The organism is Vibrio sp. RC2502 (genome assembly GCF_054850435.1).
This window is the reverse complement of sequence record NZ_CM141453.1, coordinates 1469109-1485173: the sequence shown is the minus strand read 5'-3', so window position 1 is coordinate 1485173 and position 16065 is coordinate 1469109. Positions and strand designations below refer to the sequence as shown.

The following is a 16065-nucleotide window of genomic DNA, read 5'->3' as shown; positions in this document are numbered from 1 at the left end:
GTATCACACAAGGTCTGCAACAAGATAACCGAAAGCTCATTCAATTTTTTCGAACATGTTAAGCGAATCGCTAGGCTTTTGAACTCACTTGCCTTGCTTATAATGGCTCCCATAGTCGAAAGCACTTATTTAAGGAATAACCATTATGTCTCGTGTACTAGCTCTAAAATCAAGCATCCTTGGCGATTACTCTCAATCAAACAAATTGGTTGAAGACTTCATCAAAAATGTAGACCAAGACAAACTGACCGTTCGTGATTTGGCTGCAAACCCACTGCCAGTTTTGGACTTCGCCGTTGCCACTGCACTTCGCGCAACGGAAGATCTTTCACAAGAACAACAAGCGGTTGTCGACTTGTCTGATACCTTGATTGAAGAAGTAAAGGCCGCAGACACTTTGGTTATCGCTGCACCAATGTACAACTTCACCATTCCGACTCAGCTTAAAAACTGGATTGATTTGATTGCTCGTGCAGGCGTGACATTCAAATACACAGAAAACGGCGTTCAAGGTTTGATTGAAGGTAAGAAAGCGATCGTAGTAACGACGCGCGGTGGTATCCATAAAGATTCACCAACCGACAACGTGACGCCATACCTACGCACTGTACTGGGTTTTGTAGGAATCACTGATGTGGAATTTGTTTACGCAGAGGCGCTAAACATGGGTGAGGATGCGGCATCGAAAGGCATTTCAGAAGCGCAAAGCCAACTTGCCACAATGGCATAAGTTCAACGACAAAAAGAATACAAACGAAAAGGGATTGGTTTACGCCAATCCCTTTTTTATCGTTTTAAGTCAAAGCTGATCATGCTGGTGTAACAGCTTTGCGCACATTGCCCACAACCTTTGCATTTGGCTGCATCAATTTTGGGTTTGGCATCGTCTTGCCATTGCAAGGCATCGTATGGGCAACTGTCCTCGCAGCTACCACAATAACCGTATAAGTTTTCGCAGCTGTTCGAGATAGTTGCAATCAAGCCTGTTGATTCTATTTGGTTGGAAAGCGCCAATGTAGGACACGCCGACTTACACGCACCGCATAAATCACATGCTGAGTAGCTGATGTCTAACGCGGCCACGCCATCGACCATTTCAATGATTTGGCTTGGACATGCAGAGGCACACTCTCCGCATCCATCACAAAGCCGCGTGAACATTGATTCTTCCACCGCATACGGAGGTCTCGCTTTAACACGAGGCTCTTGAGCTTGTTCAACTGGCGCACGACGGAACGAAAACAAACGCCGCTTGCTTAGATCAACCGATTCAGACTGGCGCATCCGAGTAATCTCTCTTTGCTGGCACAACGACTTGGTATTGTTCACTCAGGGATTGAAGTAATTCTTCAGTAAGGTTCGACAGTTTTGAATAAGGCGTCAGTGTCACCACTTTTTTGAAGCGTTTGTTGAAAAAGCCAAACCACGTCATCAAGTGTTCGCGCAGCATTTCAGCCGCCAGTTGTTGTTGGTCAGTTTCAATCAACATCCCTAACACCATCAGCATCAAGCCGATCTGGTCTTCTGGCTCACGTTGGTCCGATTCCAAAGCAAAGCCACAACGCTGCAAAAAGTAACGATATTCAATGGTTGATTCACCAAACAACACCGCCTCTTTATCTAGATAAGCCGATCCCCAAGGTGGCGCTGGCATCTCACCAATACCGGCAAACATACGATCGTGCTCCATTTGCAGTGCCTCTTCGCTCTCGTTTTGAAAGCTGCGCAGCATGTCATTAAGCGCTTCGATTGGTGTATCTGTATTGCTCAGCAACGTATCGAGATTTGCCGCTGGGTAAGCTTTAGGCTGGTAGTAAAACAGTGCACCAAACAGCTTAAGAACGATGCTGGTATCTTGTGGTTCAAGTTGAGAAATTTGCATGAAGTACCTTTGATGACTGGTGTTTTTATTCTTCGATTAAGTAAAACGGAAAAGAGGTGGGACGAACACTCGCCCCACTCTGTTACTGGTTATCAGCACAAATCACGGTTATTAGTACAAACCAGATGTAAAGTGCATACCGTAGAACACATTACGACCCAGAATCTCTGCAACGAACAAGGCAACGAATGCCACGATAACCAGCAAGTTCTTCTGACGACCTTCTGCGGTAAACAACTCAGCGAATACCCAAAGACCCGCCGCAACCACAAGCAACAGCACATGACCGGCAACATAGCCAGATAGCATGGTGATTTGATCTAAGCCACTGTGAATCGCGGTTGAGATACCTGCGAAGTGAATGGTTTGCATCACTGTGAAAGCTAGGTTCAACGCAATCAAACTCACACCTGCCCACATTAGGCGACGGTTAGTTTTCTCAGCCGTCACGTCCAATACGTTGATCAGCGTGTAACCAAACATCAGGCCCGAAGTCACAACCGTGAACCAAAACGCAACCGTTGTCATTGGTGAGTACCATGCTGGAACCGTTTCGATTTGGTAAACATTTGCCATCGCGAACATGAAAATCACGCCGACCGCGATAGACAACCAGTTCACGATTTTGCGAACGCCTTCGCTGCCGATTTTTAGAATCGTCAGCAACCAGTACAAACCCGCTAGAGACAGAAAGCTTGCGCCCGTTAAGATCTCGTTAGATAGCGCCGCACTACCAACACGGTTTAATGCGTTGAAGGCACGAAGTGGGCTACCTAAGTGAGTGGTGGAGAACAAGAAACCCAAGCCCATTACAACCAAAATAGCGAAACGAGCGATGTTCATACGAGGTTCTGTCACGCGTGGTGGCTTGCCGAACTTCTCGAACGCATTAACCGTTAAGTGCGCGCCAACCGCAGTTTGAGCAAGAACCGTAAAGGCAACTAATGGTGCTTCGTATAACATTATTTCACCTCTCTTGGATTCTGTAGGAAACCAGTGCGGTCATTGGTTGGACGACCATTTGGATTTAGCTTCACGATCAAGTTCGGGCTCGTAATGCGAGAATCTGGCAGTGGTGCCACATCCGCGTTTGAACCGTATTTCGCGCGTAGTTCATCAATTGGACCAAACTCAATCGCACGTAGTGGACAGCTGTCCACACACACTGGCATTAAGCCTTCTACGACACGTTCATAACAGCCATCACACTTAGTCATGTGACCTTTTTCTTCGCTGTATTGAGGTGCGCCGTAAGGACACGCCATGTGACAAGATTTACAGCCGATACACACGCTTTCATCGACAACAACAAAGCCGTCTTCTTCACGCTTGTGCATTGCACCTGATGGACAAACCTTGGTACACGCTGGGTTAGTACAGTGGTTACAAGAGATCGATAAGTAGTACGCAAACACGTTTTGACGGAACGCACCGTTTTCTTCTGTCCAGTTGCCGCCTACATATTCGTAAACACGACGGAAGTTACGGTCGATACCCAGATCTTTGTTGTCTTTACAAGAGAGCTGACATGTTTTGCAGCCGGTACATTTGCTTGAATCAATGTAAAAGCCATACTGCTTCGCTGTGCTCATTATTTAGCCCCCATTTTCTTAATTAGCGTCACTTCAACGAGGTTGGTATGGCTCGGGTTCGATTTTGCCAACGGGCTTGGACGTTGTGTTGTCAGCACGTTGATTGAACCCGCTTGGTCAACACCTTTTGCGTTTGGTGCGTACCATGCACCCTCACCTAAGCCAACAACATGCGGCATGATGCGGGGGGTCACTTTTACGCGAACGTTCATTTCGCCGAACTTGCTACGAACGCTCACCAAATCGCCGTTATCAATGTTGCGAGAAGCGGCATCGACTGGGTTGATCCAAAGCTCTTGTGGCGCTGCTGCTTTTAGGATGTCCACGTTGCCGTACGTTGAGTGCGCGCGCGATTTGTAGTGGAAGCCCGTTAGTTGAAGTGGGAACTCTTTACGATCTGGCGAATCCCAGCCGTTGAATGTCGAAACATATTCTGGCAACGGTGTGATGGATTCATCTTCGTCCAGTTCCCATTCTTCGTTGATCTTCGCGAGGGTCTCTGAGTAGATCTCAATCTTACCTGATGGCGAAGGCAATGGATTCGCTTCTGGGTCACGACGGAAGTCTTCAAACGCCACATGTGGACGATCGAACTGCTTCTTGTAGATACCCTGTTTTCTCATCTCATCGTAAGACGGCAGGTTTGGATCGTTGTTTTGTTTGACGGTCTGAGCGTACATCCATTGCAGCCACTCTTCTTGAGTGCGACCTTCAGTAAATTCATCAAACACGCCCATACGCTTCGCCACGCCAGACATGATGTCGTAGATTGGCTTACATTCGAAACGAGGTTGAATCGCTTGGCTTGCAAAGATGAAGTAAGGCATTGACGCTGCCGCACCATCCATACAGAAATCTGATTGCTCGGACGTTGTACAGTCTGGCAGTACAATATCGGCATACTTCGCAGAAGACGTCATGTGGTTGTCGATCACTACAATCATTTCACACGCTTTTTCATCTTGAAGAATGTCGTGTGTGCGGTTGATGTCTGAGTGCTGGTTAATCAGACAGTTACCTGCATAGTTCCAGATAAACTTGATGTTGTTTTGCAGCTTCTCTACACCTTTGATGCCATCAGTAAGATCGGTCATCTCAGTGCCGCGGAAAATCGCGTCTGTCCAAAGGAACATTGGGATAGAAGCGCTGATTGGGTTTGGCACTTTCGGGAAGCGTTGGAATGGATAAGAGTGGTTACCCTCACGAGCACCAGTACCACCACCTTGTAGACCAACCTGACCACGAAGCAGAGACAGCATCATGATCGCTTTACACGCTTGCTCACCGTTTGCTGAGCGTTGTAAACCCCAACCTTGCGTGATGTAAATACGTTTTGCATCGCCGATTTCACGCGCAAGTTTCAAGATCACATCAGCAGGAATACCTGTGATTGGTTGTGCCCACTCTGGCGTTTTCTCGATACCATCCGGACCTGTGCCCATGATGTAATCTTTGTAGCTACCGTTTTCTGGCGCTGACGCTGGCAGTGTTTTGCGGTCGTAACCCACACAGTAACGGTCAAGGAAGTCTTGGTCGACTTTATCTTCGCTGATCAATACATTTGCGATAGCAGCGACAAGAGCGGCATCAGTACCATGCTTGATTGGTACCCATTGGTCTTCACGACCAGCGGCAGTATCGGTGTAACGAGGGTCGATACAGATCGTACGTGTGTGGCTAATATTTTTTGCGTCCACGTAGTTGTGGATTTGACCACCGCCCGACATACGCGTCTCGGCTGGGTTGTTACCGAACATCAGACAAAGATCTGCGTTTTGTACGTCGTCAATCGAGTTGTTGTCTACCCAAGTGCCGTAGAAGTACTCAGACATACATTCGATGTTCGCTGCTGAGTAGTCGCCGTAGTGATTCAGGTAACCACCACAAAGGTTCATCATACGTGCAACCAATGTCGCGCTCGGATCCCAGCTCTTAGTTACCGTACCACCCAAGGTACCCGTACCGTAGTTTAAGTAAACCGCGTCATTACCGTAGTCTTTAATGATGCGTTTTAGGTTGTCACCGATGAGGTCAAAGGCTTCGTCCCAAGTAATGCGTTTGAACTTACCTTCACCACGTTTACCAACACGAAGAAGTGGGTATTTCAAACGGTCTGGTGAGTAAATACGGCGACGCATAGAGCGACCACGCAAACAAGCACGAACTTGATGGTTGTGGTTATACACATCATCACCCGTGTTATCGGTTTCTACCCATTTGATTTCACCGTCGACCACGTGCATACGAAGCGGACAACGAGAACCACAGTTTACGGTACATGCCGACCAGACAATTTTTTCATTGGGTTTTGCCGGCGTTTCTTTGGCAACCGCTTTAGTTGCAAACGGGAGAGAAAGCGCGTTTCCTGCTAACGCTAAAGCGCCAAGTGCAGAACCGCCCTTTAAAGCATCACGCCGAGTAATATTAAACTTACCATTTTGACTCATGGTTTTTTCCTAAGTGCATTTAAAATTGGGAGGGGCGCTTAATTAATAACAAGTGGGAAAAGAACACTAATTAGAAACAAATAAGATATAGAGATCGCATTTTCAAAATAGGCATGAATTGAAAATATCTAAAACACTTTGAGGTCAAAGTGACATTTCTAAGATCTATTAATCAAGCTTTACTTATCAGGCCTTGAGCAACTAAAGCCAGACAAGAAACCACTATCGATATCCTTGTAGATTTAATGGCTAATAAGTTTGACCACTATCAATTTATAAATGGCACGATGCGTAATCTTATATTTCATTTTGCGATTTTTTATTAATGAAATATGAATAGGTCAGAGCTAGGTAAAATAGATAATATTTACTAATCTAAATTGAATATATAAATAAAAAAATAGAATACAGATGAATAAAAATAGTAATTGTTATCAATCATTGGATAATAAAAAAGCCCTGTAGGATTACAGGGCTTAATAATGTATTTAGAATTCGTATTGGAAATAAATCGTGTTGTAGTTACTTCCGCCTTTAATTCTGCCGAATTGAGAGGCGTTTTCGAAGATCGCAGAGCGATGGTGTAACGAATACCCCACCCACATGTTCTCCCAATCTTTTTGGTTAAACAGGTCACCGACGTTCACATCCAATGAAAAGTCCAGATAGTTAAGCAAGTTACTTGGCGTGTAACCTTTCTCTTCCATTTCTGTACCTTCGATATAGGTGATGTTATCGATGTAAGACATCCCTTCTGCAACACCAAAGCGCCATTGAGTCGGCCAGTTAAAGGTGTAATACGCTTTAATCGCCATGACATATTCGGTACTAGATGACTGAATATCCGACGACCAATGGTGAACCAAACCAGGCGTTAAATAGATATCAAGAGGCAAACCAAACAGTTCATCGGTCAACGGATGTCCGTAGAAAAACGAAGTGAGCTGATTATCGTATTCATCCTTTTCAGCGTTGAACTTGAAAATGTCGCCCATATTGGAAGGCGTCGCCCAGCCGTGCGCAATTCGCAAATATGGACGATTGTGAAGGTCAGATTTTCGCTCTTTGCCTTTGTCGTTAAAGAAGCCGAAACCGACAAACACTTCACCTTGGTAACGATCTTCGACAATTCCGCTCTTGTAAGCTTCGTTGTCTAAGCGCGTCACGCTGGTTTCGCCCAACAAATAGAGGTTAGAAATCACGTGATAACGCGCTTTGATGCCCAGATTAGCATCTGCGCCAGCACCGATTCTTTCCCCTGTCACATCTTTGAAAGCGTAATACTCGCTGTTGAAATCAGAGTCCTTATAACGGATGGTAAAAGATGGTTCGAACTCCCAATCACCCAGCTCGTAATTTGCTGCAATTCTGTAGTTTGAGTGGAACTGAAACTCGTCATCCGTCATCAATTCCACTTCAGCGCGCCAGTTTTCATTGAAGTCATAACGCAGTTGGCCACCAAAATCGACGCGATCACCTTCAAACGCGTTTTGAACGGATTTAGGAATGTCGACAAAACGAAGGCGCGTAATCGCGCTCACTCGCCAGTCAGAATCCTCTTCGTTAAACAGAAAAGCGCCGCCCTCGAGTCCGTTAATGTACAAATGTTCATTTTCAAAAAACATCATCGGCACGAAGGTGCTCACCGTAGAGTCATCGTTAGCAGTGTAAAAAGGAATCGAGGCCGTGCGATACATGGCAGCAATGCCCCACGTTTGCTCATCTGTTGCATAAGCCGTTGATACAGCCGCAGCGAGCGGAAGCATCATGGTGGCTTGTTTCAATCTCTTCATGGGTTTTAATCAAAGTTGATGGAGAAAATCAGTGAATTAAGCTTATGTTCTTTCGATATTAGCCGTTACAATACTTAACGTTGTCATGTGCGTGACAGTTCGCGTCATGCACTTTGATACGTTGGCATGAACATAATCTCAGTGCGTTGTTAACCTAACAACGAACTATGCCAGTAATCTAGGCATGTCGTCATCAAAAATCATTAAAAGCAGCCACTTATGGGTTTAGCTTGAACTTAAACATAACGAAGTAAACGTGAAAGCATCAGAACTTATCTCTATCCTCAATAATTTGCCGTCTAACTCCAACCCAGACATCGTGATGGGAGAAGATTGGCTACCTGAAAGATTAGTGGATACCAAGCTCGATGGTGAGCTCCTGTTTTTGCACTTCGATAACGCACCTGAAGATGGACAAGGTGACGAAGAAGGCCGTGGTTTTGTCGATCATGAAATAGATTTGATCCGCACTCGCCTACAACAAATTCTGGATGAAGACAGTGACAACGCATCAAAAGCGGATGCGATGTTAGGTTTGTTCTTAATGGGACATGAACTTAGTAGCTCTCAAGTCATCGAAGTATTAGAAGAAGAATCAGATACATAAGGAAGCGCTTTGCCAACAACGTTGACCAATACTGAACCTACTCCCCTTCCTCTTGTTATTGCCGGGCCTGTCCTGCGCAAAGTTACCGCGTCTGAAATCAACATTTGGCTAGTGACGACCAAGCCTCTTAAAGGCGTGGTTGAAATAATGGATGCAAGCACTCACAACGCATACACATCACAATCACTTGATGAACTTCAGCAGCTCCAAATAGGTCAGAGAGCGTGGGTAAGCTTACTCGCCATTAAAGGTGATTACCCAACTCATCAACCGCTTCGCTACCAAATTCAAACTCAAGATGGTCTATTGGCTGAGCTGTTACCACATCTGAGCTATGAACAAGACCAACATCCACATCAAGGATTGGAGTTTGTGATCAGCGAAAAAGCCGATTACGTTCTTCATGGCTCTTGTCGAAATCCTCACCATTTTAGTAAAGACACTTTAGTCACTGCAGACGAAAAGGTCGCTAGCTTACGTGTTGATGAGCGACCAGACATGCTGATCATGAGTGGTGACCAAATTTATGCAGACCACGTAGCGGGGCCGACTTTGGACGCCATAGAGCAAGTCGTTAAGCTACTAGGGTTACCAGACGAGCAATTTGAGCAAGCGCCCATTGCAGATACAAAAGCACTGTATAAACACCCAGATTGCTACTATGGACGCGATAAGCTTCTGCCACATTATGTCGATGATGGTAGTTTGTTAACTAAGCTGTTCCCTCATCGTGGCACACCCATTTTTAGTGCGAAAGAGTGTGAAAACCACCTGATCAGTTTCGCTGAATGCTTTGCGATGTATCTGCTAGTTTGGTCACCTACCCTTTGGGATCTAATCAAACGCGACCGCTTGCTGGAAACTGCATTCACGGTTGGTGGAAAAACTCTCGAACCAAAATGGCAACAGCAATGGCGCGATGAAAAAGTCCAAATTGATAACTTTGTTGCAGGTTTGGCGAAGGTACAAAGACTACTCGCGCATATACCTACCTATATGATCTTTGATGATCACGACGTAACCGACGATTGGAACTTAACCATCGGCTGGGAACAAGCGGCTTACAGCAACGCTTTCTCAAAACGCATTATCGGCAACAGTTTGATCGCGTACTGGCTTTGCCAAGGCTGGGGAAACGCGCCAGAAAAGTTTAACGAGACGTTTTGGCGACACGCGAACCACTTTTTCGACGCGCCCTCTTCGCAAGCTCAAGATGCCTTTATTCAACATCTCTATCGCTTCGAAGAATGGCATTACACTATCCCTACTTCACCAAAGGTCGTGGTACTCGACACACGAACTCGCCGCTGGCGGTCTGAATCTCGCATGAATAAACCATCGGGTTTGATGGATTGGGAAGCGATGATTGACTTCCACCAAGAGCTGGTGCATCAAGACAAAGTGATTATTGTTTCTGCCGCTCCCATGTTTGGTGTGAAATTCATTGAAGCCTTGCAGCGTGTGGTAACAATGCTTGGCAAACCGTTGATGGTCGATGCCGAAAACTGGATGGCGCATCCGGGCAGTGCCAATACGCTCATCAGTATTTTTACGCATACCAAAACACCAACCAACTTTGTGATTTTGTCTGGTGACGTTCACTACTCGTTCGCCTATGACATCAAATTGCGTTATCGAAAAAACAGCCCGAATATTTATCAAATCACCTGTAGCGGCATTAAAAACCAATTTCCTACGCAACTGCTCACGATCTGCGATGGCCTAGACAGAATGCTTTACAGTCCGCGTTCACCTCTCAACTGGTTTACGAAACGTAAACGCTTGAAGATCTACAAACGCGCGCCAAGCACTCACAATTTTTATCGCTTGGTTAATCACAGTGCTATCGGAGAGTTACGCTTGGACGATGAAGGAAAACCGAGTCACATCGGCATTCTGACTAGCGACGGAGAGGAGATTAACTTCCCTCCAACTCGCGCAGAAGATAAAGGAAAATAACCTGTCAGTGCGGTGCTAAATTTGATACGACACCTTGAGATTTACCGTATCTATTACCATCTTAAAAGAAAACAGCTTGGTGCTTACTATGTTTAATTCTCTTACTTCGTTGTTCAAACAACTTATCGACGGCTCGGATTTGAGCAAAACCAATGCACTGTCGCCAAACATGGCGATCGCATGTCTGCTGTGTGAAGTGTCTGGTGCGGATCATCTAATTGATGAAAAAGAAGAAAGCACAAAGCGTTCTTTACTGATGAAGTTGCTCGAGTTAAACGAGCAAGAATCGGAGCTGTTACTTGCTCAGGCAAAAGAAAAAACGCAAGACGCTACCTCTTTGTACGATTTTACTTCCCAGCTTCGAGAACTCACACAAGAGACTCGCTACAACTTGATTAAGAGCATGTGGGAAGTCGCTTATGCCGATGGACAAATCGACCCACTTGAGGATGCCGTAATTCGCAAAACCGCAGAACTCTTGTACGTTGACCACAGCGATTTTATCCGAGCAAAACTGCAATCACAGTAACGCTGTGGCAATAAAATTTGTGCTCAATGCTCATTTTCTACCAATAAAAAAACGCGCATTACGCGCGTTTTTTCTTCAGCCAACGACATTGTTATTAAAATACTGGTCAAGGTATGAATGTGTTTGACAGCTTCTACACTAAGCTACATCCATGACAAAACAACAATGATTGGATGACGAATTAATTACAGCATGGTGAGCGCAAGCTTCGCTAGGTTGTGCGCGTCCACGTAGCCCGAGTGCTGACGCCCTTCCCACTCAATGCCTTTTGCTTCTTGCGCAGCTCGGTGGCCAATTCGCTTGTCTTTTAAACGGTTTTGAATACGGTACAGCGTCGCGAGATTGATGAATTCCGTAAACGGCGCTTCAATGCCTTTTTGTTTACACTCTTCAAGAAGAATGACATCGTCACGTCCCCAAGAAGCATAAATCTTGTTGCGACCACCAAAGTTCTTAATCATAGATTTGATTACTTCGGCCAATGGTCTGCCTTGCTTTTCGATTTTACGCGGCGTGATGCCCGTCAGATCGGCACAAAACAGTGACACTTCATCATGTTCTGGCTTCACGTAGTATTGAGCACGCTTGACGATCTCGCCTTTAGACAAATCTATTTCAGCTAACCCTACTTCGATGATCTCTCCCGTACGGCCGACGCCATTCTCGCTCCAGCAGCACATTTCTAAATCGAAGCAGACGATACGGTTATGGTTCATAGCTTGTCTTGGTTCCTAGCGTAAATTTGAAAGGGTGCGATTCTACCGCAACACTATGAAAAACTCGAATTTGCGCGCTGATTTAATCGCCGATCGACACGGTATTGCGGCCATTTTCCTTACTTAAGTACAGTTGAACATCCATTTTGTGGTACAAGTTTTCCGGATCTTCGTCGTGATGAACTACCGCACCAATACTCAATGTGCAAATTATAGACGCCTCTTCATAGTCAAATGACGAGCTCGCCACGATGCCGCGTAATTTTTCAAGATACGCTTCTAGCTCTTCTGTGTCCGTCACCGTGGAAAGAATACAAAACTCATCTCCACCTGCGCGATAGAATCGGTCACCCGCATTTAAGTTGGCATTAACCAATCTCGTGACATGAAGTAACGCTTCATCACCCGCCAAATGGCCGTACTTATCATTAATCACTTTGAAATGGTCAATATCGAAACCAACCAAAGAGAACGGTTTGCCGCTATTAATTTGATTGAGCAAGTTGTCGTTAAACACGCGACGGTTCAACAATTGCGTCAGAGGGTCTAACTCGGCCATGCGTTTTAGCTCAACCGTCTTAATATCAAGCATTTCGGCTAAACGTTCTTTTTCTCGTGACTGTAAGTTAACGATGTAGCTGATCAAAAACGCAATCAGAAGACCTGCGATGGTCGTTCCCGTTAAAATGGAGCGCTCCCAAGCAGACACGGCATCTGAAAGTTTGAAATCAATTCGCCATTGTCGATTAGGCAGCTGAATCGTTCGGCTGATCACTTTACCGCTGATCCGATCCCAGTTTTCACTTTGAAACAAAAACGGGTCATCAGAGGCATCAAAACCTAAGTCTTCCACTCTGACCGACATCTCAAGTTCCGTCGCTGTCTTGGTGATCAGTTCTTCGAAATAAACAGTGCTACGAATCACACCTGTAACCACGCCCAACAGGTTTTTATTCTCGAAGTCAAAGACCGGGTGATACACGAGCAAGCCCGATTTGGGGATGGATTTGTCGTAGCCGTCTTGAAGCAGACGAACTTTATCGGAAACATTTGCGCGTTTGTGCGTCGAGATGTCGTCAAAGATCAAATCAAAACGCTTTCGAGAGAAGTAAAAACCAAGTAAAGATAAGTTGGCTTGGGTTCTTGGGTAGATGTCCGTTGCAACGTAAACAGGAGTGTTGTTTTCTAGAATGTAGCCAAAGGTTTTGGGCTGATCTTTTGGAACGGTAAAGATTTGGTAATCTGGGTATGTTTGACGCATTTTAGCAATGTGCGCGTCTAAATCTTCTCGCTCTACTCGTTGCATCCACTGCAAACCAATCAAACTGTGCGAGCTATTGATAACCTGCTCTGCATAAACGGGAAATGCTGACCAATAAGAACTGTCTATAGAATGATAAAAATTGGCCCCCGCTCCGATAAATTTCAAATCATTTTCAACATTTGCTTTTAGAGATTCAGCTTGTCGATCTGCAAGGGTTGCAAAAGTAGCGAGGGTATATCGTTGTTGAATTTGGTAGGCCACACCAACTACGCCTGCAGTGACGAGGAGCGCCGCTACAAAAGCAGAAATGGAATCAGAGTGTCTCTTTATAAAGCTCTTTTGAGCAGTGCTTGTGGTCATCTCGTCTACTGATATTTCCGTAAGTTAAACTTCGGTATTTAAGGAAATACTGCGTTACCAGCGAATAAACATCAAGCAGCAACCTACCAAGCTTAGTCCAATCGTTGATTTTTCACGCTGATCGTACGGTATATTCACGAATTATTACAGCCTTAGGCCTTGAATATGCTACCATCCGTCATCATTTTAATGTCTAAACTTGGTGCAAGATCGCAAAGACGATCGCTTTTAGTCAATAAATTGAGCCAACACTGAGCACCGAGCAATCAATAGAAAGAGAAAAAACGTCATGAACATTGATTTGAACCTAATTCCTCAAACGTTCGATATGCTGCACGCAGGCCTTGCGGCTTCGAGCGTATTGCTTCTTCTGATCGCAGTATCACGCAAATCAAAAGTGATTGAGAAAGTGGTAGAGAAACCTGTCGAGAAAATCGTCGAGGTTGAAAAGCCAGTCGAGAAGATCGTAGAAGTGGAAAAGGTTGTAGAAGTAGAGAAAGTCGTAGAAAAAGTGGTGGAAGTTGAATCAAAACTTGCAACAGCTTCTACTGATTCTGCAATGCAGCTGCTTTCTATCATGCAGCAAGAAGCGCGTCTAATCGACTTCTTGAAAGAAGACCTAACTTCGTTCTCTGATGAAGAAGTAGGCGCTGCGGCTCGTGTTATCCACACTGGCGGTCAAAAAGTATTGAACGATTACGTGACACTTGCGCACGTTCGTAACGAAGAAGAAGAAACTCGTATTACGGTTGAAGAAGGCTTCAACCCACAAGAAATCCGCCTAACTGGTAACGTGACAGGCAGCGCGCCGTTCCACGGCACTCTAGTTCACAAAGGTTGGAAGGCAACGTCTATGAACCTGCCTAAACTGGCTGAGAACTACGATGCTTCTGTGATTGCTCCAGCTGAGGTTGAGCTGTAATGGAACACATGAACCAAGAAAACCTTTCTCAAGAGACAGCGCAAGAGCAACAGTCTCCTAAATTCAGTGTTGGTATCGACTTAGGTACCACTCACTGCGTAATGTCTTACGTTGATACTCAAGACGAAGACGCTCGTGTACAAGTCATGCCTATCCCGCAGCTAACAGCTCCGGGTACTGTAGAAACTCGCAGCCAATTAGGCTCGTTCCTATACCAGCCGCATGAGCATGAAATGAACCCGCAATCACGCGTTCTTCCATGGTCGAGCGAGCCAAAGGCACTTGTCGGTGCGATTGCTCGTAACCTAGGTTCAAAAACACCAATTCGTTTAGTTGCTAGTGCAAAATCTTGGCTTTGCCACGCTGGTGTAAACCGTCGTGACGCATTCCTACCAGCAGGTAGCCCAGAAGAAGTGGAAAAAGTATCCCCTCTTCGCGCAACCGAGCTATACCTTGAGCACCTAAAAGACGCTTGGAATCACGCGAATCCAAACTACAAACTTGCCGATCAAGACGTTACCATTACGGTTCCAGCTTCTTTCGATCCTGCGGCTCGTGACCTGACAGCCGAAGCTGCACGCAACGTTGGTTTTGTGCACCTAACGCTTCTAGAAGAGCCTCAAGCTGCGCTTTACAACTGGATTGATAACAGCAACGACAAATGGCGCGACGAAGTTGAAGTTGGCGACATCGTGCTTGTGGTCGATATCGGAGGTGGTACAACCGACCTTTCTTTAGTTGAAGTAACAGAAGACGAAGGCAACCTAACTCTGAACCGTATCGCGGTAGGTGAACATATCCTACTTGGCGGTGACAACATGGACCTTGCACTTGCGTACCGCTTGAAGATGAAGCTCGCGCAAGAAGGCAAAGAGCTACAGCCATGGCAAGTTCAGGCGATGACGCACGCATGTCGTGACGCTAAAGAAGCGCTATTGAACGACAGCGAGCTTCAGTCAGTGCCAATCGTTGTACCAAGCCGCGGTTCTAAACTGCTTGGTGCAACGCTGAAAACTGAACTGACTCAAGAAGAAGTACAACAAACACTGGTTGACGGTTTCTTCCCTCAAGTTGCGATTACAGACCACCCTGTTCAACGTAACCGTGGTGCACTAACACAAATGGGTCTGCCTTACGCACAAGATGCGGGTATCACTCGCCACATTGCAGCATTCTTGTCTAAGCAAGCACACGCGCAAAGCGGTGGTGAATCAGCGCAAGCTCAAGATTTCAACCCATTTGCAAACATGCCAGGTATGCCTGGCGCGGATGCTGCGCAATCGGCTGACTTCATCAAGCCAACTGCAATCCTATTCAACGGCGGTGTTCTGAAATCGAAACTTCTAGCAACTCGTCTAGAAGACACGATCAACGAATGGCTAATTGAAGCAGATGCAGAAATGGCAAAACGCCTAACAGGTGTGGATCTAGACCTTGCGGTTGCTAGCGGTGCGGCTTACTACGGCTCTGTGCGTCGTGGTCAAGGTGTGCGTATCCGTGGTGGTATTGCTTCGGCGTACTACGTGGGTATCGAAAGTGCGATGCCTGCGATTCCGGGCATGGCGCCTCCAATGGAAGCACTTTGTGTCGCACCATTTGGTATGGAAGAAGGCTCAAGCGTTGACGTACCAAGCCAAGAGTTTGGTTTGATCATCGGTCAGCCAGTTAACTTCCAATTCTTCGGCTCAACCGTTCGTCGTGATGATCTAGCAGGTACTCACTTAGACTACTGGGCACCAGAAGAGCTTGAAGAGCTACCAGAAATCCAAGTAACGCTGCCTGTATCTGAAGGTCGTCGTGAAGGTGAAGTGGTTCCAGTAACTCTTGCTTCTCGCGTCACAGAGCTTGGCACGCTTTACTTAGAAGCCATCGCCGCAGATAACGGGCAAAAATGGCATGTTGAGTTCGATGTGCGCGAAGACGCGAAAAGTGACTCAAACGAAGAACAATAATTAGAAGTCAAACGGCATCCAATCGGGTGCCGTTTTTAAATA

14 protein-coding genes are annotated in these 16065 nt (G+C 45.9%); 6 read left to right on the top strand and 8 right to left on the bottom strand.

All coding sequences use genetic code 11. The features are described from left to right. Positions 1-145: 145 nt before the first annotated feature. Positions 146-730: an FMN-dependent NADH-azoreductase gene (locus ACYJZR_RS07080; protein ID WP_015296704.1), complete on the top strand. Its 585-nt coding sequence runs from the start codon at positions 146-148 to the stop codon at positions 728-730. A gap of 56 nt (positions 731-786) precedes the next feature. Here the strand turns inward: ACYJZR_RS07080 and ACYJZR_RS07075 are convergent, their stop codons facing one another. The 6 genes from ACYJZR_RS07075 to ACYJZR_RS07050 all read right to left on the bottom strand — a co-directional run bounded on the left by ACYJZR_RS07075 (position 787) and on the right by ACYJZR_RS07050 (position 7690). Then, positions 787-1284, bottom strand: coding sequence for a 4Fe-4S binding protein (locus tag ACYJZR_RS07075; RefSeq protein WP_258519971.1), 498 nt, complete (start codon positions 1282-1284; stop codon positions 787-789). Then, positions 1271-1882, bottom strand: coding sequence for a TorD/DmsD family molecular chaperone (locus tag ACYJZR_RS07070; protein ID WP_461715865.1), 612 nt, complete (start codon positions 1880-1882; stop codon positions 1271-1273). Before ACYJZR_RS07070 ends, ACYJZR_RS07075 begins: the two co-directional genes overlap by 14 nt. A 111-nt stretch (positions 1883-1993) precedes the next feature. Beyond that, on the bottom strand, positions 1994-2845 hold the full coding sequence (locus ACYJZR_RS07065; protein WP_005483416.1) for a dimethyl sulfoxide reductase anchor subunit family protein: 852 nt from the start codon (positions 2843-2845) through the stop codon (positions 1994-1996). Continuing rightward, a complete protein-coding gene (locus tag ACYJZR_RS07060; RefSeq protein WP_140079777.1) occupies positions 2845-3474 on the bottom strand; it encodes a DMSO/selenate family reductase complex B subunit in 630 nt (209 codons plus the stop codon). Before ACYJZR_RS07060 ends, ACYJZR_RS07065 begins: the two co-directional genes overlap by 1 nt. Further along, positions 3474-5921 carry a DmsA/YnfE/YnfF family dimethyl sulfoxide reductase gene (locus tag ACYJZR_RS07055; RefSeq protein ID WP_461715864.1) on the bottom strand — a complete coding sequence of 816 codons (2448 nt, stop codon included), beginning with the start codon at positions 5919-5921 and terminating at the stop codon, positions 3474-3476. The genes ACYJZR_RS07060 and ACYJZR_RS07055 overlap by 1 nt, the downstream gene beginning before the upstream one ends. Before the next feature lie 488 nt (positions 5922-6409). Further along, positions 6410-7690, bottom strand: coding sequence for a MipA/OmpV family protein (locus tag ACYJZR_RS07050; RefSeq protein WP_228777689.1), 1281 nt, complete (start codon positions 7688-7690; stop codon positions 6410-6412). A gap of 280 nt (positions 7691-7970) precedes the next feature. Between ACYJZR_RS07050 and ACYJZR_RS07045 the strand changes: the two genes are divergently transcribed. The 3 genes from ACYJZR_RS07045 to ACYJZR_RS07035 all read left to right on the top strand — a co-directional run bounded on the left by ACYJZR_RS07045 (position 7971) and on the right by ACYJZR_RS07035 (position 10809). Beyond that, positions 7971-8321 (top strand): VC1380 family protein, encoded by a 351-nt coding sequence (locus tag ACYJZR_RS07045; RefSeq protein WP_025505285.1) that lies wholly within the window; start codon positions 7971-7973, stop codon positions 8319-8321. A gap of 9 nt (positions 8322-8330) precedes the next feature. Next, positions 8331-10280: an alkaline phosphatase D family protein gene (locus tag ACYJZR_RS07040; protein ID WP_406966333.1), complete on the top strand. Its 1950-nt coding sequence runs from the start codon at positions 8331-8333 to the stop codon at positions 10278-10280. 88 nt (positions 10281-10368) lie between these two features. Then, on the top strand, positions 10369-10809 hold the full coding sequence (locus ACYJZR_RS07035) for a tellurite resistance TerB family protein (RefSeq protein ID WP_069540870.1): 441 nt from the start codon (positions 10369-10371) through the stop codon (positions 10807-10809). A gap of 185 nt (positions 10810-10994) precedes the next feature. Here the strand turns inward: ACYJZR_RS07035 and ACYJZR_RS07030 are convergent, their stop codons facing one another. Both ACYJZR_RS07030 and ACYJZR_RS07025 read right to left on the bottom strand, forming a co-directional pair. Next, a complete protein-coding gene (locus ACYJZR_RS07030) occupies positions 10995-11525 on the bottom strand; it encodes a 3'-5' exonuclease (protein ID WP_025502838.1) in 531 nt (176 codons plus the stop codon). Positions 11526-11607: 82 nt separating this feature from the next. Beyond that, complete coding sequence (locus ACYJZR_RS07025; RefSeq protein WP_069540868.1) at positions 11608-13149, bottom strand: sensor domain-containing diguanylate cyclase; 1542 nt, start codon at positions 13147-13149, stop codon at positions 11608-11610. Between the two features lie 289 nt (positions 13150-13438). Here ACYJZR_RS07025 and ACYJZR_RS07020 point away from each other — a divergent pair, with 289 nt between their 5' ends. Together ACYJZR_RS07020 and ACYJZR_RS07015 are read left to right on the top strand one after the other, a co-directional pair. Further along, entirely contained in the window at positions 13439-14071 is a 633-nt protein-coding gene (locus ACYJZR_RS07020; RefSeq protein ID WP_005454971.1) for a DUF2760 domain-containing protein, read from the top strand. Next, a complete protein-coding gene (locus ACYJZR_RS07015) occupies positions 14071-16023 on the top strand; it encodes an Hsp70 family protein (RefSeq protein WP_276454550.1) in 1953 nt (650 codons plus the stop codon). Before ACYJZR_RS07020 ends, ACYJZR_RS07015 begins: the two co-directional genes overlap by 1 nt. Positions 16024-16065: the final 42 nt, after the last annotated feature.